23 protein-coding genes and 1 pseudogene are annotated in these 21,350 nt (G+C 70.2%); 10 read left to right on the top strand and 14 right to left on the bottom strand.

Features of this window, described 5'->3' with window-relative positions:
* The first annotated feature begins 9 nt into the window (after window positions 1–9).
* On the top strand, window positions 10–885 hold the full coding sequence (locus ACIHFD_RS48890; RefSeq protein WP_319711188.1) for an HAD-IB family hydrolase: 876 nt from the start codon (window positions 10–12) through the stop codon (window positions 883–885).
* Window positions 886–901: 16 nt separating this feature from the next.
* On the opposite strand, the gene ACIHFD_RS48885 is transcribed toward ACIHFD_RS48890, so the two are convergent.
* The 9 genes from ACIHFD_RS48885 to ACIHFD_RS48845 form a co-directional block, all read right to left on the bottom strand.
* The gene (locus ACIHFD_RS48885; protein WP_397372713.1) at window positions 902–1,912 is read right to left on the bottom strand and encodes an LCP family protein; all 1,011 of its coding nucleotides are present in this window, start codon (window positions 1,910–1,912) and stop codon (window positions 902–904) included.
* 2 nt (window positions 1,913–1,914) lie between these two features.
* Window positions 1,915–2,493 (bottom strand): RNA polymerase sigma factor, encoded by a 579-nt coding sequence (locus ACIHFD_RS48880; protein WP_185069958.1) that lies wholly within the window; start codon window positions 2,491–2,493, stop codon window positions 1,915–1,917.
* A 59-nt stretch (window positions 2,494–2,552) separates the two neighbouring features.
* Entirely contained in the window at window positions 2,553–3,347 is a 795-nt protein-coding gene (locus tag ACIHFD_RS48875) for an SDR family NAD(P)-dependent oxidoreductase (RefSeq protein ID WP_397372712.1), read from the bottom strand.
* 70 nt (window positions 3,348–3,417) lie between these two features.
* Complete coding sequence (locus tag ACIHFD_RS48870) at window positions 3,418–4,320, bottom strand: lysophospholipid acyltransferase family protein (RefSeq protein WP_355210228.1); 903 nt, start codon at window positions 4,318–4,320, stop codon at window positions 3,418–3,420.
* Window positions 4,317–5,312, bottom strand: coding sequence for an NAD-dependent epimerase/dehydratase family protein (locus ACIHFD_RS48865; RefSeq protein WP_397372711.1), 996 nt, complete (start codon window positions 5,310–5,312; stop codon window positions 4,317–4,319). Before ACIHFD_RS48865 ends, ACIHFD_RS48870 begins: the two co-directional genes overlap by 4 nt.
* 22 nt (window positions 5,313–5,334) lie before the next feature.
* The gene (locus ACIHFD_RS48860) at window positions 5,335–5,433 is read right to left on the bottom strand and encodes a 30S ribosomal protein bS22 (protein ID WP_018654693.1); all 99 of its coding nucleotides are present in this window, start codon (window positions 5,431–5,433) and stop codon (window positions 5,335–5,337) included.
* Window positions 5,434–5,617: 184 nt separating this feature from the next.
* Window positions 5,618–5,821 (bottom strand): helix-turn-helix domain-containing protein, encoded by a 204-nt coding sequence (locus tag ACIHFD_RS48855; protein ID WP_026214222.1) that lies wholly within the window; start codon window positions 5,819–5,821, stop codon window positions 5,618–5,620.
* Between the two features lie 312 nt (window positions 5,822–6,133).
* The gene (locus tag ACIHFD_RS48850; RefSeq protein WP_350739762.1) at window positions 6,134–6,916 is read right to left on the bottom strand and encodes a phosphatase; all 783 of its coding nucleotides are present in this window, start codon (window positions 6,914–6,916) and stop codon (window positions 6,134–6,136) included.
* Between the two features lie 12 nt (window positions 6,917–6,928).
* On the bottom strand, window positions 6,929–8,092 hold the full coding sequence (locus ACIHFD_RS48845) for an acetoin utilization protein AcuC (RefSeq protein WP_397372710.1): 1,164 nt from the start codon (window positions 8,090–8,092) through the stop codon (window positions 6,929–6,931).
* Window positions 8,093–8,199: 107 nt separating this feature from the next.
* Here ACIHFD_RS48845 and ACIHFD_RS48840 point away from each other — a divergent pair, with 107 nt between their 5' ends.
* The 4 genes from ACIHFD_RS48840 (at window position 8,200) to ACIHFD_RS48825 (ending at window position 11,682) form a co-directional block, all read left to right on the top strand.
* Window positions 8,200–9,321 carry a sensor histidine kinase gene (locus tag ACIHFD_RS48840; RefSeq protein ID WP_397372709.1) on the top strand — a complete coding sequence of 374 codons (1,122 nt, stop codon included), beginning with the start codon at window positions 8,200–8,202 and terminating at the stop codon, window positions 9,319–9,321.
* Complete coding sequence (locus tag ACIHFD_RS48835; RefSeq protein ID WP_350739754.1) at window positions 9,318–9,974, top strand: response regulator transcription factor; 657 nt, start codon at window positions 9,318–9,320, stop codon at window positions 9,972–9,974. Before ACIHFD_RS48840 ends, ACIHFD_RS48835 begins: the two co-directional genes overlap by 4 nt.
* Before the next feature lie 80 nt (window positions 9,975–10,054).
* Window positions 10,055–10,945 carry an ABC transporter ATP-binding protein gene (locus ACIHFD_RS48830; RefSeq protein WP_397372708.1) on the top strand — a complete coding sequence of 297 codons (891 nt, stop codon included), beginning with the start codon at window positions 10,055–10,057 and terminating at the stop codon, window positions 10,943–10,945.
* Entirely contained in the window at window positions 10,942–11,682 is a 741-nt protein-coding gene (locus ACIHFD_RS48825; RefSeq protein WP_363976802.1) for an ABC transporter permease subunit, read from the top strand. The genes ACIHFD_RS48830 and ACIHFD_RS48825 overlap by 4 nt, the downstream gene beginning before the upstream one ends.
* A 2-nt stretch (window positions 11,683–11,684) precedes the next feature.
* On the opposite strand, the gene ACIHFD_RS48820 is transcribed toward ACIHFD_RS48825, so the two are convergent.
* Genes ACIHFD_RS48820 through ACIHFD_RS48800 form a run of 5 tightly spaced genes read right to left on the bottom strand, consistent with a single transcriptional unit; the run spans window position 11,685 to window position 16,621 of the window.
* Window positions 11,685–12,869, bottom strand: coding sequence for an ABC transporter permease (locus ACIHFD_RS48820; protein WP_397372707.1), 1,185 nt, complete (start codon window positions 12,867–12,869; stop codon window positions 11,685–11,687).
* Window positions 12,866–13,549 (bottom strand): ABC transporter ATP-binding protein, encoded by a 684-nt coding sequence (locus ACIHFD_RS48815; protein ID WP_363976808.1) that lies wholly within the window; start codon window positions 13,547–13,549, stop codon window positions 12,866–12,868. Before ACIHFD_RS48815 ends, ACIHFD_RS48820 begins: the two co-directional genes overlap by 4 nt.
* On the bottom strand, window positions 13,546–14,901 hold the full coding sequence (locus ACIHFD_RS48810) for an efflux RND transporter periplasmic adaptor subunit (protein WP_397372706.1): 1,356 nt from the start codon (window positions 14,899–14,901) through the stop codon (window positions 13,546–13,548). Before ACIHFD_RS48810 ends, ACIHFD_RS48815 begins: the two co-directional genes overlap by 4 nt.
* 34 nt (window positions 14,902–14,935) lie before the next feature.
* The gene (proC, locus tag ACIHFD_RS48805) at window positions 14,936–15,730 is read right to left on the bottom strand and encodes a pyrroline-5-carboxylate reductase (RefSeq protein ID WP_350739738.1); all 795 of its coding nucleotides are present in this window, start codon (window positions 15,728–15,730) and stop codon (window positions 14,936–14,938) included.
* Between the two features lie 9 nt (window positions 15,731–15,739).
* Window positions 15,740–16,621 carry a proline dehydrogenase family protein gene (locus tag ACIHFD_RS48800; protein WP_397372705.1) on the bottom strand — a complete coding sequence of 294 codons (882 nt, stop codon included), beginning with the start codon at window positions 16,619–16,621 and terminating at the stop codon, window positions 15,740–15,742.
* Between the two features lie 69 nt (window positions 16,622–16,690).
* Between ACIHFD_RS48800 and ACIHFD_RS48795 the strand changes: the two genes are divergently transcribed.
* From ACIHFD_RS48795 to ACIHFD_RS48775, 5 genes and pseudogenes are all read left to right on the top strand, one after another.
* Window positions 16,691–17,143: a hypothetical protein gene (locus tag ACIHFD_RS48795; protein ID WP_397372704.1), complete on the top strand. Its 453-nt coding sequence runs from the start codon at window positions 16,691–16,693 to the stop codon at window positions 17,141–17,143.
* A gap of 199 nt (window positions 17,144–17,342) precedes the next feature.
* The gene (gene dnaK, locus ACIHFD_RS48790; RefSeq protein ID WP_350739729.1) at window positions 17,343–19,211 is read left to right on the top strand and encodes a molecular chaperone DnaK; all 1,869 of its coding nucleotides are present in this window, start codon (window positions 17,343–17,345) and stop codon (window positions 19,209–19,211) included.
* A complete protein-coding gene (grpE, locus tag ACIHFD_RS48785; RefSeq protein ID WP_397372703.1) occupies window positions 19,211–19,807 on the top strand; it encodes a nucleotide exchange factor GrpE in 597 nt (198 codons plus the stop codon). The genes dnaK and grpE overlap by 1 nt, the downstream gene beginning before the upstream one ends.
* A 22-nt stretch (window positions 19,808–19,829) precedes the next feature.
* A complete protein-coding gene (gene dnaJ / locus ACIHFD_RS48780; RefSeq protein ID WP_350739723.1) occupies window positions 19,830–21,005 on the top strand; it encodes a molecular chaperone DnaJ in 1,176 nt (391 codons plus the stop codon).
* Between the two features lie 3 nt (window positions 21,006–21,008).
* Window positions 21,009–21,332 (top strand): annotated as a pseudogene (locus ACIHFD_RS48775) (heat shock protein transcriptional repressor HspR); the annotation flags it as partial.
* Between the last annotated feature and the right edge of the window lie 18 nt (window positions 21,333–21,350).

The raw sequence follows: 21,350 nt of genomic DNA, 5'->3' as shown, positions 1-21,350 counted from the left end.
CTGAGCGCCATGTGGCGGCTAATTCGACGAGGACACGAGGTGGCGCCCGAGGCCGCCGGCGAGGCCGCGGCGCAGGCGGCGGCCACCGTCGCCCCGGTGGAGCCGGACCTGCAGGCGGCGGCGTTCTTCGACGTCGACAACACGATGATGCGCGGGGCCTCGATCTACCACTTCGCCAGAGGGCTGGCGACGCGGGGCATGTTCACGACGTCCGACCTGATGAAGTTCGCGGTCGGGCAGGCCGTGTTCAGGCTGCGCGGCAACGAGAACCCCGAGCACATCGCGGTCGCCAGGGAGACGGCGCTGGCGTTCGTGGCAGGGGCCAAGGTCGACGACGTCGTACGCCTCGGCGAGGAGATCTACGACGAGGTCATGGCCGACCGCATCTGGGGCGGCACCCGTTCCCTCGCCCAGAGCCACCTGGACGCGGGCCAGCGCGTCTGGCTCGTCACCGCCACCCCCGTGGAGCTGGCCCGCGTCATCGCGCAGCGGCTCGGCCTGACCGGCGCCCTCGGCACGGTCGCGGAGACCCGTGACGGGATCTACACGGGACGCCTGGTGGGCGACCTCCTGCACGGTCCCGCCAAGGCGGAGGCGGTGCGGGCCCTGGCCCGCCGCGAAGGGCTCGACCTGACCCGCTGCACGGCCTACAGCGACTCGGCCAACGACCTGCCGATGCTGTCCCTGGTGGGCTCGGCGGTGGCCATCAACCCGGACAGCGAGCTGCGGGAGCACGCCAGGAAGCACGACTGGCCCATCAAGGACTTCCGCACCGGCCGCAAGGCCACCCTGACGGCCCTGCCCATCGCGGCCGGCGTGGGCGCCATAGCCGGCGGCATAGCCGCCGGCATCGCCCTCCGCCGCCACTACCGCAACTCGATCTAGCCGTTACGGCGAGTCGTCACCCTCTGAGGCGTTTGAAGAGCTTTTCGGCCTCCGGTTGCTTCCACTGCAGGCGGTTCCTGTCCTCCGGATACGGCTCCCACGGGACCGTCGTGAGGTCCAGCTTGGTGCCCGACAGCTCGGTGGCCAGCTCGTACATCGACTCCAGGTTCAGATCGGTCTTGACCGACCTGCGCACCATCTCCAGGAACGGCCTGAGCCGCTCGGGCGAGGACAACCCTGACCTGGCCTTCTTCAGCATCGCCAGCACGAGGGTCTGCTGCCGCTTCACCCGCTGGACGTCCGACCCGTCGCCGTAGTGCCGCAGCCGAACGTAGCCCAGCGCGGCCTCCCCGTTCAGCAGGTGCTTGCCGGCCGACAGCTTGAGCTTCGACGCCTTGTCGTCCACGGCCTTGGGCAGCGTGACCTCGACGCCCCCCAGCGCGTCCACCATGCCCTTGAAGCCCGAGAAGTCCACCTCCACCGAGTGCTGGATCCGCAGCCCGGTCAGAGACTCCAGCGTGCGCTTGAGACAGCCCGCCCCGCCGGTGTCGTACGCGGAGTTGATCATGCCGAACCTCGCGGGCGACGAGTCGCAGCGCGGGATCTGGACCATCGAGTCGCGCGGGACGCTGACGACGGTGGCGCGGCCGCGGTCGGCCGGGACGTTGACGATCATGATGGTGTCGGACCGCTTGCCGACGTTCTGCCTGGCCTGCATGGGGCCGTACTTGGCGTTGCCGTCGCCCTCGCGGGTGTCGGAGCCGATCACCAGCACGTTCCGCGTGCCGCTCATGTCCACGGCCTGCGAACCGGCGGGCGGCGCGGCCGTGTGCCGGCCGCTGACGAGCACGGCGGGCACGGCGACGGCGCTCGCCGTGGCCACCGCGACCAGCCCCGCCGTCCACCAGCCGCCCCACCGGCGGCGGGGACGCGCGCGCAGCAGGCGGTCGCGCTGGCGGACGAGCGTCGCGGGCGGCTCGTGCCCGATCTCCTCCCCGAGGTCCCGGAGCAGCTTCAGGTCGTCCATCGTCACTCCTCCTCCATGGGGTTGGTGTCGCCGAGTGCGGCCCGCACCTTCCGCCTGCCCCTGTTGAGGCGGGAGCGCACGGTCCCGATGGGGATGCCGAGCGCCCGCCCGACCTCCTCGTACGTGAGATCGCCCCAGGCGATGAGCAGCAGCACGTCCCGGTCCTTGGCGGGCAGCGCCGCGAGGGCCCCGGCCAGCTCGGCGCGGACGGCCTGGGCGGTGACCCCGGCGGCCACCCGGTCCGCGGGCGACTCCACGTCGGAGTCGACAGGGGCGCGCAGGAGGGCCCGGTAGCGGGCCGCCTCCTTGCGGTGGTGCCGGGAGATGAGCTTGGTGAGGATGCCGAAGAGCCACGGCCGGGCGTCCGGGTACGCCAGGTCGTAGCTCTTCCTGCGTGAGAAGGCGACCAGGAACGTCTCGCCGACGAGGTCCTCGGCCGGCTCTGGGCCGAGGCGTTTGGAGACGTACCGGTAGAGCATCGCGGAGTAGCGGTCGAAGAGCTCGGCGAACGCCTCGGGTTCGGTCCACGAGGCGCTCACGAGCTCCGCATCCGCACCCCTGGTGGCGGGTTGCGTGATCATCTCCGCCCTTCTTTGGGGGGATCGGTCACGGATGTCTTGCCACAACCCGCCCAGAGGGTTCACAGCTCCTTGAGCTGACCCCCGTCGATCACGAACTCGGCGCCGGCGGTGCTGCCGGAGCGAGGCGACGCGAGCAGGGCGACCGCGTCGGCGATCTCCTGCGGGTGGACGAGCCGCCCCGTGACCATCTTCATCGAGGCGGGCGCGACCTCGTTGATCACGCTCTCCTTGTCGGAGCCGGCCATGCCCGCGAAGACCTCGGCCGCGCCGCCCTCCTTGGTCCACCAGTCCGTCAGCACCGCGCCGGGCATCACCGTGTTGACCCTGACGCCCTGGGGCCCGTACTCCTCCGAGAGGGACTTGGTGAGCTGGTTCACGGCCGCCTTGGCGGCGCCGTAGTCGACGTTGACGGGGCCGGCCTGCCTGCTCATGGTGGAGGAGACGTTGACGATCGAGCCGCCGCCCCGCTCCAGCATGATGGGCAGGGCCGCCCGGATCATGCGCACGACCGCGAACAGGTTGAACTCGAACATGGCCGCCCAGTCCTCGTCGGAAGGCGTCAGGAACCCGGCGCGCGGCAGCGTCGCCCCGGGCGGCGGGCCGCCGGCGTTGTTGACCAGGATGTCCACCCCGCCGAACTCCTCCACGGCCCGCGCCACGACCCGCGCGGGCGACTCGGGGTCCATCAGGTCCACGGGCACGTGCACGACCTTGTCGGGCCACTCGTCCGTACGGGTCCGCGAGGCCGCCACGACGTGGGCGCCCTCCTCGGCCAGGGTGGTGGCCACGGCCAGTCCGATGCCCTTGGACGCGCCCGTGACGACGGCGACGCGGCCGGAAAGCTGAAGATCCATGGGATGCCTCCCGATGTTTTGGCGAATTCATCTTTGTCGCCCGTTGAACACCGGAGGCACTCCGCAGGTTTCACACGAAGGGCGGGAAGGCGTGTCCTCGGCGCAGCCGCAGCTCGTTGAGCATCTGCTGGATGACCTCGCGAACGTGGTCGGTGAGGTTGAAGACCACCATCGGGTCGTCGGCCGCGGACGGCTCGTACTCGTCGGTGCGGATCGGCTCGCCGAACTCGATCATCCACTTGGACGGCAGCGGCACCAGCCCGAGCGGCCCGAGCAGCGGGAAGAACGGCGTGATCGGCAGGTAGGGCAGCCCGAGCATCCTGGCCAGGAACTTCAGATCGCCGACCTTGGGATAGATCTCCTCGGCCCCGACGATCGCGGTGGGCACGATCGGCACCCCCGCGCGGATGGCCGAGGCCACGAAGCCGCCGCGGCCGAACCGCTGCAGCCGGTAGCGGTCGCCGAACGCCTTGCCGACGCCCTTGAAGCCCTCGGGGAACACCCCGACCAGCTCACCCTTGCGCAGCAGCCGGTCGGCGTCCTCAGGGCAGGCCAGCGTGTGGCCGGTCTTGCGGGCCAGGTGGCTGAGCACCGGGAGCTGGTAGACCAGGTCGGCCCCGAGCAGCCGCAGCGGCCGGGCGGCCTCGTCGTGCAGGGCCACCTGCAGCATCAGCGCGTCGACCGGCAGCGTGCCCGAGTGGTTGGCGACGACCAGCGCCCCGCCCTCGTCGGGGATGTTCTTCAGCTCGACCGTCTCCACCCGGAACCAGTCGGTGTAGAGCGGCCTGATCAACTCCAGGACCACCTTGTCGGTCAGCTCGGCGTCGTAGCCGAACTCGTCGACCTCGTAGTCGCCGTCGACGCGCCTGCGCAGGAAGGCCAGCAGCCTGGCCACCCGGTCGGGCTCCTCGAACGACGGCGCCGCGCTGATCGGGATCACCACGGCGTCCTGTTGTTCCTGGGGAACGCTCAACTCCGCACACCTCCGAGCGGGTGCAGGCCGTGCGAGCGCAAGAAGTCGTCGAACGCCGCTCCGGTCGTGAACTTGGGCTTCCATCCGAGCGCCGCCTCCAGCGCGGAGGTGTCGACCGCGCGCCCATGGCACATCAGCCTGACCTGCTCGGGCGAGTATTCGACCAGCCCGATCCTGCGTACGGCGTTGCCCAGCACCTTGAACGCGGGCGAGGGCAGCGGCATCGAAGGCCGGCCCGCCCGCCTGGCGCACTGCGACAGCAGCAGCACGCCTGCCCCGGCCACGTTGAACGTGCCGGGGTGCTCCTCCGTCGCCATCCGGCGCAACACCTCGACCGCGTCGTCCTCATGGATGAACTGCAGTCGCGGGTCGAAGCCGAACACGGTCGGCAGCACCGGCTGGGAGAAGTAACGAGTCAGCGGCGAGTCGACGCCGGGACCCATGAAGTTGGCAAAGCGCAGCATCGACACCGTCACGTCGGGACGTCGCCGGGCGAAGCCCCGGACGTAGCCCTCGACCTCGACAGCGTCCTTGGCGTAGCCGTGGGTGGGGCCGTCGTGGGGCTCCAGGTCCTCGGTGAACACCGCGGGATCCCGCGGCGACGAGCCGTAGACGGCGGTGGTGGAGCGGACCACCACGCGCCGCACGGTCGCCGACCGCTGGCAGGCACCGAGCAGTTGCATGGTGCCTATCACGTTGTGCTCTTGCATGGCGGCCCTGCCACCGCTCCTCGACGGAGCGCTGACCAGGCTCATGTGCACAACGGTGTCGATGTCGGCAGCCGCGATCACCTGAGCGATGTCAGGGCTGCGCAAATCCACCCGAACGAACTCAGTCCGGCCGAGAGAGATGCCGCCGTCCCGTGTTAGCCAGGGGGGCGGCACGGTGTCAACTCCTATGACGCGGCTGATGTCCGGGTCGGACGAGAGAATGCTCGCCACCCGGGCGCCGATATGGCGCGAGACCCCGGTGACCAGCACGGTGTGGGTCATCAGCGCCTCGCAGCTGCGTAAGTTACTTCTTGTTACGCCGCTGGATGCGCGTCTTCTTGAGCAGCTTGCGGTGCTTCTTCTTAGCCATCCGCTTGCGGCGCTTCTTGATCACAGAGCCCACGGGACCCCCAGGTACTGATAGCAAGTCTGACCGGAGTGCGAGCGCACACCGGCTCACAGACTACCGGCGATCGACGGTGGATCGCCCCACCGGGGGGTGAGAGCCCGGTCGCGCCTTCCGGCGGCCGGGCCCCTCCCGGGACAGCTTTCACGACATTCACGACATGACGGGTCACGTCGCTACTTCAGCCTGCCTCGATGTAGGCCTCCCGCAGATAGTCGTGTACCGCCTGCTCAGGCACCCTGAACGACCGGCCGACACGGATGGCCGGCAACTCGCCAGAGTGGACGAGCCGGTACACCGTCATCTTGGACACCCTCATGACCGTCGCCACTTCCGCGACGGTCAGGAACTTCACCTCACTGAGAGGTCTTTCGCCTGCACCCATCGGACGCCTCTTCCGCACGTGTTTCCGGGTTATCCCCACTGGTGCCATTGCTCACGCACGTGTACTGCCGTCAGCGTAAGTCGGGACTCCGGGTGCGCAAACCCCCTAGTTTCTCAGTCGCCGGAGCCGCCTGTCAGCCGAACCAGCGAAATCGCTGGTGAGCAGCCGGGCAGAGCACCTCACCTGGACGTTGGAACTGTCCAAGTTGCCACACATAAGAGTCGCCGGAGCCCCATCAAAAGTTGGCAAAGGGACAGCGAGCCTCTTGGAATGCAGGCGCGAAAAGACGGTATCGGGAGGGCCGAATTCGACTCAAAGGGCTCGTGAGACCTGAGTGACGATCCGCTCCGTCAGCGGAGTGTAAAAGCGCGGTAGCACATTGTCATCGAGCGGGACGACCACGTCAATCTTTCCTTCGGCCTCGCCGAGGAAGAGTCCGGGGTCGTTGCTGTCGGCGAACGCCACTGTGTGCGCACCGGCCTCTCCCGCCGCTCCCGCCCAGCCGTGGTCGGCGATCACGAGGTCAGGAAGCTCCCCGCCGAGCTCGTCGATCATGTGGCACATGGGCGTGGCGTCGTGGGTGTGCACGAACGCGCCCCGGTCGTCGAGCATGGCGACGTCCTGCAAATAGCGGATCTTCCGCCGACGCCCGAAATTGGGCCCGGAGTACGACCATCCCTCGCCCGGCGCGAGCAGTTCGGCCCCGCGCTCGGCGCAGAGCCGCGCCAGCGGCAGGTGCACGGCGAGGAGCCCGGTCGGGTGCCCGGTGGCGAGCAGGACGCGCGGGTTCTCCCGCGACAGCACGGCGGCGATGGACTCGGCCATGTCGTCGAGCGCGTCGATCACCAGGTCGGGGTCGATGGTGTCCTGGCCCCAGCGGTGGTCGGGGTCGGAGACCACGCCGGCCGACTTGGCCATCAGCGCCAGGATGTCGCGGTACGACCACGGCTGGTCGAAGGTCAGGCCCAGCTTGTAGTGCGGGTCGCCGTTGGCGAGCGAACTGTAGTGGTCGAGGTTGTTCTCTCGGGGGGTCGCGACGTCGCCGGCTATTCGAGTCTGGACAAGGTGCTCTCGTAGTTGGTCGCGGCTAAGCACAGCACTTCCTCGTTAGGGCATTGGATCGAGGCCGTGCAGGGGGAACACCGCATGTCGGGTCGCCATGACAGCACGGTCAATGGGGTCCGCTGGGTCATAACCACCAGAGATGTCGCGAAATTCCGGATTGCGGCCATCCGTCATCGTGAGCGGCGGCGTCTCGCCCGTACGCTCCCTGACGAACTGGCGCCAGCTCTCGCTCGTCGGGGTGGCCGGATCGATCGGGTGACCCGCCAGCTCGGCGATGAGATGGGTCCACGCCCGCGGCACCACCTGCACCAGCTCGTAACCGCCGCCGCCGGTGGCGATCCACCGGCCGCCGGCGGTCTCGTGGGCCAGCTGGTGCAGGGCCGCGTACGCGGCCCGCTGGCCGTCGACGCTGAGCATCAGGTTGGCCAGGGGGTCGAGCGCGTGGCTGTCGCAGCCGTGCTGGGTGACCAGGATCTCCGGCCTGAACTCGTGCAGTAGCGGCGGCACGACCGCGTGGAAGGCCCGCAGCCACCCCGAGTCGCCGGTCCCCGCGGGGAGCGCGACGTTGACGGACGTGCCCTCCGCCCCGGTCTCCTCCGGGAAGCCGGTGCCGGGGAACAGCGTGCGCGGGCTCTCGTGCAGGCTGATCGTCAGGACCCTGGGGTCGTCGTAGAAGGCCGCCTGGACACCGTCGCCGTGGTGGACGTCCACGTCCACGTACGCGATGCGGCCGGCCCCCTGCCTCAGCAGCCAGGCGATGGCCAGCGCGGGATCGTTGTAGACGCAGAAGCCGCTCGCGGCGGAGCGCATCGCGTGATGGAGGCCGCCGGCGACGTTGACGGCGTGCTCGGCCGAGCCCTCCCAGACCGCGCGGGCGGCGGCCAGCGAGGCGCCGGCGATCAGCGCGGAGGCGTCGTGCACGCCCTGGAACGCGGGGTTGTCCGGGGTGCCGAGCCCGGCGCCGAGGTCGGGCCGCCCGGAGGCGGACACGCGCTTGACGGCCTCGATGTAGTCGCTCGTGTGGACCATGGCCAGCTCGGCGTCCGTCGCGGGCTCGCAGCCGGCCATCTCGACCTTGTCGAGCACGCCGAGCGCGCGGGCGAGCGCCATGGTCAGCTCGACGCGCACGGGGGCGAGCGGATGGCTCGGGCCGAAGTTGTAGGAGGTGAGAGCGTCGTCCCAGATCACCCGCGCCGACCGGCTCATCCCTGTCCTCTCCCTGGCTCTTGGGGCGACGTTACCCCAGGGCAGACGCGACGTTGTAGTCCAGGGCCAGCCAGCCGATCTAGAAATTTCATGATTAGGGTCGTAGCGTGCGGCGAACCTTCCTCAAGATCGTGCGCTACTTCAGACGCCCCAGGGTCTTCGACACGACGCTCGTGGTCGTGCTCTCCCTTCCCGCCCTGATCGCGCTGTTCTTCATGCTTCGCCGGGGCGACATGAGATCCGTCCCGAGCGCGGTGTTCTACCTGGCGGGCATGCCGTTCCTGCTCATGCGCCGCCGCAGGCCGCTCGTCACCGTCGCGCTGGTGACCGCTGTGGACATCGCGAGCATCGCCACCGTTACGGCGCTGAACAGCGGCGTGGCCGCGTCCATCGCGCTCTACAGCGTGGGCCGCTACACCGCGGGCCGCACGACCGCGATCGCGACGGCGGCGGTGTTCGCCGCGTACGCGACGGCGGCGGAAGTGCTCAGGCAGATCACCGGCGGCTGGGTGATCTCCCTGTTCTCCGTCGGCGTGCCCGTGGGGATCGGGCTGATCGTCCGGCTCAGGACCGAGCTCGCCGAGCGCGGCCGGCGCGAGGCCGCCGACGCGGCCGTGCGCGCCGAGCGGCGGCGCATCGCCAGGGAGCTGCACGACGTGGTCGCCCACCACATCACCGTCATCAACGCCCTGGTCGGCGGCGCGCGGGCGACGCTCCCGCCCGAGCAGGAGGTCACCAGGAACGCGCTGGAGAGCGCGGAGCAGACCGCCCGGCAGGCGATGTCGGAGATGCGCCACCTGCTGGACGTGCTCAGGGCCGACGGCAGCGAGGGCCCCGACGCCGCGACCGGGGTGGGCGCGGACCGGCTACCCTCGTTGATCAAGGAGGCGAAGTCGGCGGGGCTGCCAGCCAGCCTGGTCGTGACGGGCGAGCCCGTCGCCCTGCCCGCGACCGTCGACCACGCCGTCTACCGGATCGTGCAGGAGGCGCTGACCAACACCCGCAAGCACGCGACCAGCGCCAGGGCGAGCGTGCGGCTGGCGTACGAGCCCCGGGCCGTGGAGGTCGAGGTGGTGGACGACGGGCTGGCGGCGGGCGGCGGCACGCCGGGGTTCGGGCTCGGCGGCATGGCCGAGCGGGTGGCGTTATGCGGCGGCCAGCTCTCGACCGGGCCCCGCCCAGAAGGAGGCTTCCGCGTGCACGCCCGCATCCCCCTGGAGGCGCCGTGAAGATCAAGGTACTGCTGGCCGACGACCACGAGCTGGTCCGCAAGGGCTTCCGGCTGATGCTCGACGCGCAGCCCGACCTCGGTGTGGTCGGCGAGGCCGCGGACGGGGCCGAGGCGGTGGAGCTGTGCCGGCGGCTGCGGCCCGACGTGGTGCTGATGGACCTGCACATGCCGGGTCTCGACGGGGTGCGCGCGACCGAGCTGATCACCGCGGAGCTGCCGGAGGTGCGGGTGCTCGCGCTGAGCACGTTCGACCTGGACGAGAACGTGGTCGCGGCGCTCAGGGCGGGCGCCGGCGGGTTCCTGCCCAAGGACGTCTCCCCCGAGGAGCTCATCGAGGGGGTGCGCGTGGTGCACCGGGGCGAGTCGGCCGTCGCGCCGCGCCTGCTGACCCGGCTGATCGGTGCGTTCATCCACGTGTCCCGCCCGAGGCAGGTACCCGCCGAGCTGGACGGGCTGACCGACCGCGAGCGGGAGGTCCTCGTGCTGATCGCCCGCGGCAGGTCCAACACCGAGATCGCCCAGGACCTGTCCGTCTCCCCCTCGACCGTCAAGAACCACGTGACGAGCCTGTTCGCCAAGATCGGCGTCAGGGACCGGGCGCAGGCCGTGATCGTGGCATATGAGGCGGGGCTGATCCGCCCAGGAGAGTAGGACCACGCTCCCAGACCCCCTCGCCGGAGACGGTTCCCGGGCAGGAGGAAACCGGGCACGCGCGACGGCACGCTGGGATCATGAGCGCGATACGAGCTACGAACCTGAGCAAGCGCTACGGCGGCACCACGGCCGTCTCAGACCTGTCCTTCGACGTCGAGCCGGGCCAGGTGACCGGATTCCTGGGGCCGAACGGGGCCGGCAAATCGACGACCATGCGCATGATCCTCGGGCTCGACCGGCCGTCCGGCGGCTCGGTGCTCGTGGACGGCCGGCCGTACGGGGAGCTGAGGCATCCGCTGAGCAAGGTGGGCGCGCTGCTGGACGCCAAGGCCGTGCACGGCGGGCGGAGCGCGTACAACCACCTGCTGGCCATCGCCCAGAGCAACGGCATCCCCGCGGGCCGCGTGAACGAGGTGCTGGACGCGGTGGGCCTGCGCGAGGTGGCCAGGCGGCGGGTCGGCGGGTTCTCGCTGGGCATGTCGCAGCGGCTGGGCATCGCCGCGGCGCTGCTCGGCGACCCGGAGATCCTGATCTTCGACGAGCCCGTCAACGGGCTCGACCCCGACGGCATCCTGTGGATCCGCACGTTCATGCGCAAGCTCGCCGCCGAGGGCCGGACCGTGTTCGTCTCCAGCCACCTGATGAGCGAGATGGCGCAGACGGCCGACCACCTGATCGTGATCGGCAAGGGTCGGCTCATCGCCGACACGAGCGTGCAGGAGTTCATCGGGCGCAGCTCTCAGGGGTACGTACGGGTCCGCTCGCCTCGCCTGGCCGAGGTGGCCGAGCTGGTCAAGGTCGGCGAGCTGCACCCCGACCACCTGCGCGTGACCGCGATGAACACGCTCGAGATCGGCACCCTCACCGCGCGGGCCGGGATCCCGCTGGAGGAGCTGACGTTCGTGCAGCCCTCGCTCGAAGCGGCCTACATGGAGCTCACCAAGGACAGCCTGGAGTTCTCGTCATGATCGACATCCTCAGGTCCGAATGGACCAAGATCCGCTCGGTCCGCTCGACGGTGTGGACGCTGGCCGTCACCGCGCTGCTGATGCTGGGCATGGGCGCGCTCATCAGCATCGCCGCGAAGAACTCGGCCGACGGGCCGATCGACGCACCGCAGGCGATCATGATGGGGCTGGTCGGCACCATGTTCGCCTCGCTGTCCATGGCCACGCTGGGCGTGCTGGTCATCTCCAGCGAATACCGCACGGGCGGCATCCGCACGTCGCTGATGGCCGTGCCCAAGCGCATGAGCCTGCTGACCGGCAAGATCGTGGTGTTCACGGCGGTGTCCCTGGTCGTCTCCACGGTCGCTTCCGGGGCCTCGGTCCTCGTCAGCCTGATGGTCACGCAGCCGCCGGCGCTCGAGACGGGTGACGTGGTCCAGGCCGTGCTCGGCGGCGGCCTCTACCTGACCGCCTGCGGGCTGTTCGGGCTGGGGCTGGGCACGCTCATCCGGCACACGCCGGGCGCGATCGTCTCGGCCATCGCGCTGATGCTGGTCCTGCCGCAGGTGACGACCATGCTGCCCGGGCAGTGGGGCAAGACCGTGTCCGACTACTTCACCACCAACGCGGGCTCCCAGATCGTGATGCCCCGGGGCGGCAGCTCGCTCGGCCCGTGGAACGGGTTCGGCGTCTACCTCGTCTGGGTCGTGATCGCCATGATCGCGGGGGCCGTCCTGATGCAGAAGCGGGACGCCTGAGATCACTCGGCGCGGAGGGCGATGACGGGGTCCAGCCGGCCCGCCCTCCGCGCCGGCGCCACGCCGAAGAACACCCCGACCGCCGCCGACACCCCGAACGCCAGCGCGATCGACCACCACGTGATCGACGCCGGCACCTCGGTGAACGTCGCGATGGCCAGCGAGCCGCCCACCCCGAGCACGATCCCGGCGAGCCCGCCGATCGTGGTCAGCAGCACCGCCTCGATGAGGAACTGGGCCAGGATGTCGCGCTGCCTGGCCCCCAGCGCCTTGCGCAGCCCGATCTCCCGGGTGCGCTCGCGGACGCTGACCAGCATGATGTTCGACACGCCGACGCCGCCGACCAGCAGCGAGATGCCCGCGATGGCGGCCAGCACGCCGGTGAGCATGCCGAGCACGCTGCCGATCGTGCCGAGCAGCGCGGTCTGCGTGACCGCCGAGAACTGCTCGCCCGGATACCGCGCCCGCAGCGCCGCGGTCACCTTCTCCGACAGCGGATCGATCTCGTCCGGCCCGGACGCGCCGACCGCCAGGCCGTTGATCCGCTCGATCCCGAGCAGCCGCTGCGCCGTCGTCACCGGGATGTGGATCTCCTGGTCGCGGGAGAGCCCGAACGTCTGCCCGATCTCGGCGTACACGCCCACCACCCGGAACCTGGCCCCGGCCACCGTCACCTGCCGCCCGATCGGGTCCAGGTCGCCGAACAGCCGGTCGGCCACCTCCGAGCCGAGCACCGCCACCCTGCGCCGGGTGTCCACGTCGGTCTCGCTCAGCGGGCGGCCCTTGTCCAGGGGGCGCTCGAAGATGTTGACGAGGTTCTGGTCGGTGCCGATCACCGTGACGAAGGCCTCGGCCCTGCCGACGCGTACGGTCTCGCCCGACTGCAGCGAGACCGTCACCTTCGACGGGTCGCCCACCACGCGCCGCAGATAGGCCACGTCGGCCAGGCCCAGCTTGCTCTGCGTCGGGGCGGCGCCCAGGCTGATGCGGCCGGGGACGACGAGGATGATGTTCGTGCCGAGGCCAGAGATCTGCTTCTCGATCTCGTCCTTCGCGCCGGTGCCGATGGCCACCAGGATCACCACGGCCAGCACGCCGATGATCACACCCAGCATGGTCAGCGCGCTGCGCAGCCGATTCACCCGCAGAGCTTCCAGGGCCATCGCAAAGGCTTCGCTGGACCTCACGCCGTGTCCTTCTCGATCAATCCGTCCCGTACGTGGATCTGCCGCCGGGCGTGGGCGGCGACCTCCGGCTCGTGCGTGACGAGCACCACCGCCACCCCGCCCTCGCCGTTGAGGCGGTCGAGGATGGCCATGACCTCGGCCCCGTTGGCGGTGTCGAGGTTGCCCGTGGGCTCGTCGGCCAGCAGCACCTTGGGCTCCCCGACCAGCGCCCTGGCGATGGCGACGCGCTGCTGCTCGCCGCCCGACATCTGGGACGGCCGGTGCTCCAGCCGGTGCCCGAGCCCGACCGCCTCCAGCGCCGTACGGGCCCGCGCGCGCCGCTCGGCCCGGCCGACCCCCCGATAGACCAGCGGCAGCGCCACGTTGTCCAGCGCCGACGTCCTGGCCAGCAGGTGGAAGGACTGGAAGACGAAGCCGATGGTCTTGTTCCGCAGCTCGGCCAGCTCGGTGTCGGACAATCCGGAGATCTCCACCCCGTTGACCTTGAGCACGCCCGAGCTGGGACGGTCGAGGCAGCCGAGCAGGTGCATGAGCGTCGACTTGCCGGACCCGGAAGGCCCGACGATGGCGGCGAACTCGCCCTGGTCGATCCGGAGCGACACGCCGCGCAGCGCCTCCACGGCCACGCCGTCGAGCTGGTAGCGCCGGGTGAGGTCCACCGCCTCGATGGCGGCCGTCATGGGATCCGCTGCCCTTGCCGTACGGAGTCCGCGCCCTTGACCACGATCCGGTCGCCCACGGACAGCCCGCTCAGCACCTCGACCACCGCGTCTCCCTGGGCCCCCAGCTTGACCACGCGGCGCTCCGCGGCGCCGTTCCTGATCGCCCAGACCACGCTCTCGCGCCCGCTGGAGACGATGGCCGAGGCCGGGGCCGAGACGGCGGAGGGCGACTCGCGCACGGTCAGCCGCGTGACGGCGCTCATGCCCGGCTTGGGGGTGGGCGCCTTGGAGCCGTCGTCGAAGGCGCCTGGCCCGAGCGTGAGCCGTACCGGGTAGCTGACGCCGCCCGTGGTGCCCTCCATGGGGGTGACGCCGATGCCGGTCACCACGGCCGTGTACGTGGCGCCGGGCACCGCGTCCAGCTCGACGCCGGCCCGCACGCCCTTCTTGACCAGCAGCACGTCGGTCTCGTCGACGTCGGCGTCCAGGGTGAGCTCGGAGACGTCGGTGACGGTGACGATGGAGTCGCCCGCCGAGACGGGGACGCCCGCCACGACCGGGCTGCCGGAGGTGGAGCCGCCCGTCGACGGCAGGGACGGGAGCTGCTGCCCGCCGCCGGGCAGCCGGCTGAGCAGCCCTTCGACGCCGCTCCCGGCCCCGCCGCCGCCCGAGGCGCGGCCGAGCGTGACGACGCCGCCGAACGGCGCCTTGATCGTGAGCGACCTGACCGTGCTCTCCGCCGCCTTGACCGCGGCCTTGGCCTGCGACTTCGAGGCCGCCTGCAGCGAGGCCATGGAGCGGGACAGCCCGCCCGTCACGCCGGACATCAGGCCGCTGATGGAGCGGTTGAGCTGGGCGGTGATCGAGGCCAGGGCCCTGGTCTGCGCCTTGTGCTGGGCCTGGGCGAGGTCGATGGCGTTCAGGAGCTGCCGGCGCGTCTTCGCGTCCTCGACCTTCTTCGCCTCCTTGCGGGCCCTGGCGAAGTGGGCGGCCACCTTGCGGTCGAACGCCCGGGTGTCGAACGACGGCAGCCGGACCTCCGGCGTGCCGAAGCTCGCGGGGGTGGCCACCTTGGAGGCCTGGCGGGCCTGCCGGAGCTGGCTCTGGGCCTGGGGCGAGCTGATCCTGACCAGGATCTGGCCCTTGCGCACGCGGTCGCCCTCGCGGACGTACAGCTTGGCGATCGTGCCCTGGGCGGGCGAGCGCAGTGTCGCGGAGGCACGCGCGCCGATCGTGGCGGGGGCCTCCACGACCTCCGTGACCGGGCCCCGGCCGACCTCGCCGACCTGGACCGCGGGCGGCGACTCGGAGGAGCAGCCGGTCAGTACGAAAAGGACGAGCAGCGGCGCGACGCCGCGACGTAACGTCACCCGACCCATCGTAGGAGTGAGGCCGGCCGGTCTCTCAGCCGGAGGCGAGCTGGCGCCCCCGGTCGCGGGCGGCCTCGATCGCGGCCAGGAACGCGGCCCGCACGCTGTGCCGCTCCAGCTCCGCGATGGCGGCGATGGTCGTGCCGCCCGGCGAGGTGACGGCCTCGCGCAGGATCACCGGGTGCTCGCCCGAGTCGCGCAGCATCACGGCGGCCCCGACGATCGACTGGGTGACCATGTCGAGCGCGGCGGCCCGCGGCATGCCGAGCAGGATGCCCGCGTCGACCATGGCCTCGACCAGGTAGAAGAAGTAGGCCGGGCCGCTGCCGGACAGGGCCGTGGCGGCGTCCTGCTGGGACTCGGGGATGCGCAGCACCTTGCCGACCGGGCTGAGCAGGCCCTCGGTGCGCTTGAGGTGCTCCTCGCCCGCGTGGGCGCCCGCCGAGATCACGCTCATCGCCTCGTCGAACCTGATCGGCGTGTTGGACATCACCCGGACCACGGGCACGTCCACCCCGAGCCGCTGCTCCACGAACGCCGTCGTGATGCCGGCCGCGGCGGTGATCACGAGCCGGTCGGCGGGCACGTACGGGGCGATCTCGGCCAGCAGCGTGGCCATGTCCTGCGGCTTGACGGCCAGGATGAGGGTGTCGGCGACCTTGGCGGCCTCGGAGTTGGAGACGGTGCGCACGCCGTACGTCTCGCGCAGCGCCTGCGCCCGCTCGGTCCGGCGGCTGGTCGCCATGATGTCGCCGGGCTTGAACCCGGCGCGCAGCAGACCGGACAGCAGGGCCTCGCCCATCTTGCCCGTGCCCAGAATCGCAATCATTGGGGCAGCCTACCGTCGGCTCACCAGCGACCTGAGGAAGAAGGCCAGGTTGCGGGGGCGCTCGGCCAGGCGGCGCATGAGGTAGGCGTACCAGTCGGAGCCGTAGGGGACGTAGACGCGCATCCTGGTGCCCTGCCCAGCGAGGCGGAGCTGCTCGTCGGGGCGCACGCCGTACAGCATCTGGTGCTCGTAGCCGGTGGCGTCGCGGCCCTCCAGGACGGCGAGCGTGGAGGCGATCCGCACGAGCCTGGGGTCGTGGGTGGCGACCATGGGGTAGCCGGTGCCGGCCATCAGGACCCGCAGGCACCGTACGAAGGAGCGGTCGATGTCGGCGGGCCTGGCGTAGGCCCCCGGGGCGGTGTACGCGCCCTTGCACAGGCGCACCCGGGCCCCGCCGAGCTTCTCGCAGCGATCCAGCGAGTCCGGCAGGTACGCCTGCACCACCACGCCCACGTCGGGATGGTCCTTGCGCAGCGCGGCGTGCACGGAGTGCAGGCCGGGGATCGTGTCGTGCTCCTCGGCGTCGAGCGTCACCGTGACGTCACGGGCCGCGGCGGCCCGGCAGATCGCGGCGGCGTGGTCGAACGCGAGCCCCTCCGACAGCCGCAGCCCGAGCGCCGTCAGCTTGACCGACACGTCGGCGCCGGCGGGCAGCAGGGCCAGCAGCCGCAGGTATTCGGCGACCCCCTCCTCGGCCTGCGCCTGCTCGGTCACCTCCTCGCCGAGGTGGTCGACGGTGACGAGCAGCCCCTTGCGGGTCAGCTCGCCGATCACCCCGCGCACGTCACCGGCGACGAAGCGCCCGACCACGCCCGCGGTCAGCGGCGACGTCGAGATGAGGCGCTCGGCGCGTTCGCTCTTGGATATGGCAATAAGGGCCTGACGGAGCACGTGAACCACACTAAACCGGGGCATGATGAACCGCGGAACACTCCTGTCCGTCGAATGGGTATGCGTGCAATGACTGCGACTCTCCTGGCCGGTTGTCTGGTGCTCGCGACGAGTTGCGGCGCGGTGGCGCCCGCCGAGCGGGCCTCCGCGGCGGTCCCGGCCAAACCGCCCGCCGTGGCCGAGCCGGTCACCCCCACTCCGACGACGGGCCCCAAGAAGAGCCCCGAGCCGGTCAAGCCGACCGGCAACGCCATCAACGTCCACAAGGTCCGCTGGACCAAGGCCAGGGCGGTGTCCAAGCGGAAGGTCCAGCTCACCTGGTGGTCGGGCGTCGCCCCGTGCACGGTGCTGGACCACGTCAAGGTCAAGGAGTCGCCCAAGTTCGTCACGGTCACCCTGTACGAGGGCACCGCGCCCAAGGCCAGGAACGTGTCGTGCATCATGATCGCGATCGAGAAGACCACGACGATCACGCTCAAGAAGCCGATCGGCAAGCGCAAGATCGTCGACGGCTCCAAGTAGGGCGCCATGCGGCCCGACGCCCCGGCCCTGTGCCGGGGCGTCTTCATGCTCAGGAACCTTCCGCGGATCCGCCGCCGTTAGAGGGAATGCCGGCGCGCTCACGAGGGTTGAGTCGAGTAGGCTCAAGTCGTTTGACAAAGACGACCGGCATTCGTACCTTGAGTCCACAAGACTCAACTTTGACTACAAGGACGTACTCATGGCACGTGCGGTAGGTATCGACCTTGGGACGACCAACTCCGTCGTCTCGATCCTCGAGGGCGGTGAGCCCACCGTCATCGCCAACGCGCAGGGCTCGCGGACCACGCCGTCCGTGGTCGCCTTCGCGAAGAACGGCGAGGTCCTCGTCGGTGAGGTCGCCAAGCGGCAGGCCGTCACCAATGTGGACCGGACGATCCGATCGGTCAAGCGGGAGATGGGCACCAACTGGTCCCAGGAGATCGACGGCAAGAAGTTCTCGCCCCAGCAGATCAGCGCCTTCGTCCTGCAGAAGCTGAAGCAGGACGCGGAGGCCTACCTCGGCGAGAAGATCACCGACGCGGTGGTCACCGTTCCCGCCTACTTCAACGACGCCCAGCGCCAGGCCACCAAGGAGGCCGGCACGGTGGCGGGCCTCAACGTGCTCCGCATCATCAACGAGCCGACCGCGGCGGCCCTCGCCTACGGGCTCGACAAGGAGCAGGACCAGACCATCCTGGTCTTCGACCTCGGTGGCGGCACCTTCGACGTGTCGCTGCTCGACGTCGGCCAGGAGGACGGCCACGGCTTCGTCGAGGTCAAGGCCACCTCCGGTGACAACCACCTCGGTGGTGACGACTGGGACCAGCGCGTCGTCGACGAGCTCGTCAAGCGCTTCCAGAACGCGCACGGCGTCGACCTGTCCAAGGACAAGATGGCGCTCCAGCGCCTGCGCGAGGCGGCCGAGAAGGCCAAGATCGAGCTGTCCAGCCAGTCCGAGACCAACATCAACCTGCCCTACATCACGGCCTCGTCCGAGGGCCCGCTGCACCTCGACGAGAAGCTGACGCGCTCCGAGTTCCAGCGGCTGACGGCCGACCTGCTCGAGCGGACCAAGGGCCCGTTCCACCAGGTCATCAAGGACGCCGGCATCAAGGTCTCCGACATCGCCCACGTGGTGCTCGTCGGCGGCTCGACCCGCATGCCCGCCGTGACCGAGCTGGTCAGGGAGCTGACCGGCGGCAAGGAGCCCAACAAGGGCGTCAACCCGGACGAGGTCGTCGCCATCGGCGCCGCCCTGCAGGCCGGTGTGCTCAAGGGTGAGGTCAAGGACGTCCTGCTGCTCGACGTGACCCCGCTGTCGCTGGGCATCGAGACCAAGGGCGGCATCTTCACCAAGATCATCGAGCGCAACACGACGATCCCGACCAAGCGCTCCGAGGTCTTCACCACGGCCGAGGACAACCAGCCGTCGGTGCAGATCCAGGTCTTCCAGGGTGAGCGCGAGATCGCCTCGTACAACAAGAAGCTGGCGACCTTCGAGCTGACCGGCATCGCGCCGGCGCCGCGCGGCATCCCGCAGATCGAGGTCACCTTCGACATCGACGCCAACGGCATCGTCAACGTCTCCGCCAAGGACCTGGGCACGGGCAAGGAGCAGTCGATGACGATCACCGGCGGCTCCGCGCTGCCGAAGGACGACATCGAGCGGATGATGCGCGAGGCCGAGTCGTACGCCGAGGAGGACAAGAAGCGCCGCGAGGAGGCCGAGGTCCGCAACAACGCGGACGGGCTCGCCTACCAGACGGAGAAGTTCCTCCGCGAGAACGACGACAAGGTCCCCGGCGACATCAAGACCGAGGTCAACGACGCCCTGTCCGAGCTGAAGAAGGCTCTGGAGGGCACCGACACCGACGTCATCCGCACCTCCGCCGAGAAGCTCGCCACGGTCAGCCAGAAGATGGGTTCGGCGATCTACGCCGCGAGCCAGGGCCAGCAGGCCGGTGGCGAGGGCGCCCCGCAGGACGCCGCCGCCGGTGACGGCCAGAAGGCCGACGAGGACGTGGTCGAGGCCGAGATCGTCGACGACGAGCCGAAGAAGGACAAGTGATGCCGCCGCGCGACAACGGGCATGACGAGCCGGTGATCCGCGACAACCGCAAGATCGACCCGGACACGGGGCAGGTCAGGGACACCACCGTCGCCGACCAGGCGGCCCAGCCGCCGGCGGCGGAGGTCTTCGCCAACGGCGAGCTGGAGGCCCAGCTCGCCGAGCGGACCGCGGACCTGCAGCGACTCCAGGCCGAATACGTGAACTACCGCAAGCGGGTCGAGCGCGACCGGGCCGCGGTCAGGGAACAGGCTGTCGCGGGCGCGCTGGTGGAGCTCCTGCCCGTGCTCGACGACATCGGCCGGGCCCGCGACCACGGCGAGCTCACCGGGGGCTTCGCGAAGGTGGCCGAGTCGCTGGAGGCGGCCGTCACCAAGCTGGGCCTCAGCGCCTTCGGGCAGAAGGGCGAGCCGTTCGACCCGACCGTCCACGAAGCGCTGATGCACAGCTACTCATCCGAGGTCACCGAGCCGACCGCGATCGAGGTGCTGCAGCCTGGATACCGGATGGGTGACAGGGTGCTGCGCCCGGCGCGGGTGGCCGTCGCGGAGCCCGGGGACGCCATTCCCGCGTCCAATGACGACGACGAAAACTGACAACGAGGACGAAGGGCCGTAGATGAGCACCAAGGACTTCCTGGAGAAGGACTACTACGCCGTCCTTGGTGTGCCCAAGACCGCCACCGCCGAAGAGATCAAGAAGGCCTACCGGAAGCTGGCCAGGCAGTACCACCCGGACACCAACCAGGGCGACGTGACCAAGGAGACCAAGTTCAAGGAGGTCTCCGAGGCTTACGACGTCCTGTCCGACACCAAGCGCCGCAAGGAATATGACGAGGCGCGCACGCTGTTCGGGTCCGGGGTGGGCGGCCAGCGGCCCGGTGGTGGCGGTTTCCCGTTCGACTTCGGCGACCTGTTCGGCGGCACCGGACAGAACACCGGCAGCGGTGCGGGCGAGCGGCTCGGCGACCTGTTCGGCGGGCTGTTCAACCGTGGCGGCGGCACCACCCGCACGACCACCACGTCCAGGCCGAGGCGTGGCCAGGACATCGAGTCCGAGGTCACGCTGACGTTCACCGAGGCGGTCGAGGGCACCACGGTGTCGCTCAGGCTGACCAGCTCGGCCGCCTGCGCCGCGTGCACCGGCACCGGCGCCAAGGCGGGCACGACCCCCAGGGTCTGTCCCACCTGCGAGGGCACGGGCGCGGCCAGCCGAAACCTGGGCAACTTCGCCTTCTCCGAGCCCTGCCGCGACTGCAAGGGCCGCGGGCTGATCGTGGACGACCCCTGCCCCGTGTGCGAGGGCAGCGGCCGGGCCAAGAGCACCCGCACCATCCAGGCCCGCATCCCCGCCGGCGTGGCCGACGGCCAGCGGGTCAAGCTCAAGGCCAAGGGGGCGCCGGGCGAGAACGGCGGGCCCGCCGGCGACCTCTACATCCTCACGCATGTCAAGCCGCACGCCGTCTTCGGCCGGTCGGGTGAAAACCTGACGATCACCGTGCCGGTCACGTTCACGGAGGCGGCGCTCGGCGCGGAGATCAAGGTGCCGATCCTCAAGGGCATGCCGGTCACGCTGCGCATTCCCACGGGCACGCCCAACGGGCGCACGTTCCGTGTGCGCGGCAGGGGCGTGACCCGCAAAGACGGCACCAAGGGAGACCTGCTCGCCATGGTCGAGGTGGTGGTGCCGAAGACGCTCGACGACAAGTCACGTGAGCTCCTCAACGAGTTCAACACCGCGACCGCGGGTGAAGACCCGCGCGCTGAGCTGATTCAGCGAGCCAGAAGCGAGTAGCCGATGGACGCCAATTATTTCGACCTGTCAGATGACACACCTGTATACGTGATCTCGGTGGCCGCGCAGCTGTCGGGGCTCCACCCGCAGACGCTGCGCCAGTACGACCGGCTGGGCCTGGTCAGTCCTGGCCGCACGGCGGGGCGCGGCCGCCTCTATTCGACCCGCGACATCATCCAGCTGCGCGAGGTGCAGCGGCTCTCCCAGGAGGAGGGCATCAACCTCGCGGGCATCAAGCGGATCCTCGAACTCGAGAACGAAGCTCTGCGGCTGCGTGAGGAGGTTCACCGCCTGCGTGCCGAGATGCGCATGGTCAGAGCGTTGATCCGATATGAGCTGCCACCG

This window comes from Nonomuraea sp. NPDC051941, assembly GCF_044593615.1.
Note: the sequence above shows the minus strand (reverse complement) of the source record. Positions and strands in the feature narration are given on the sequence as shown.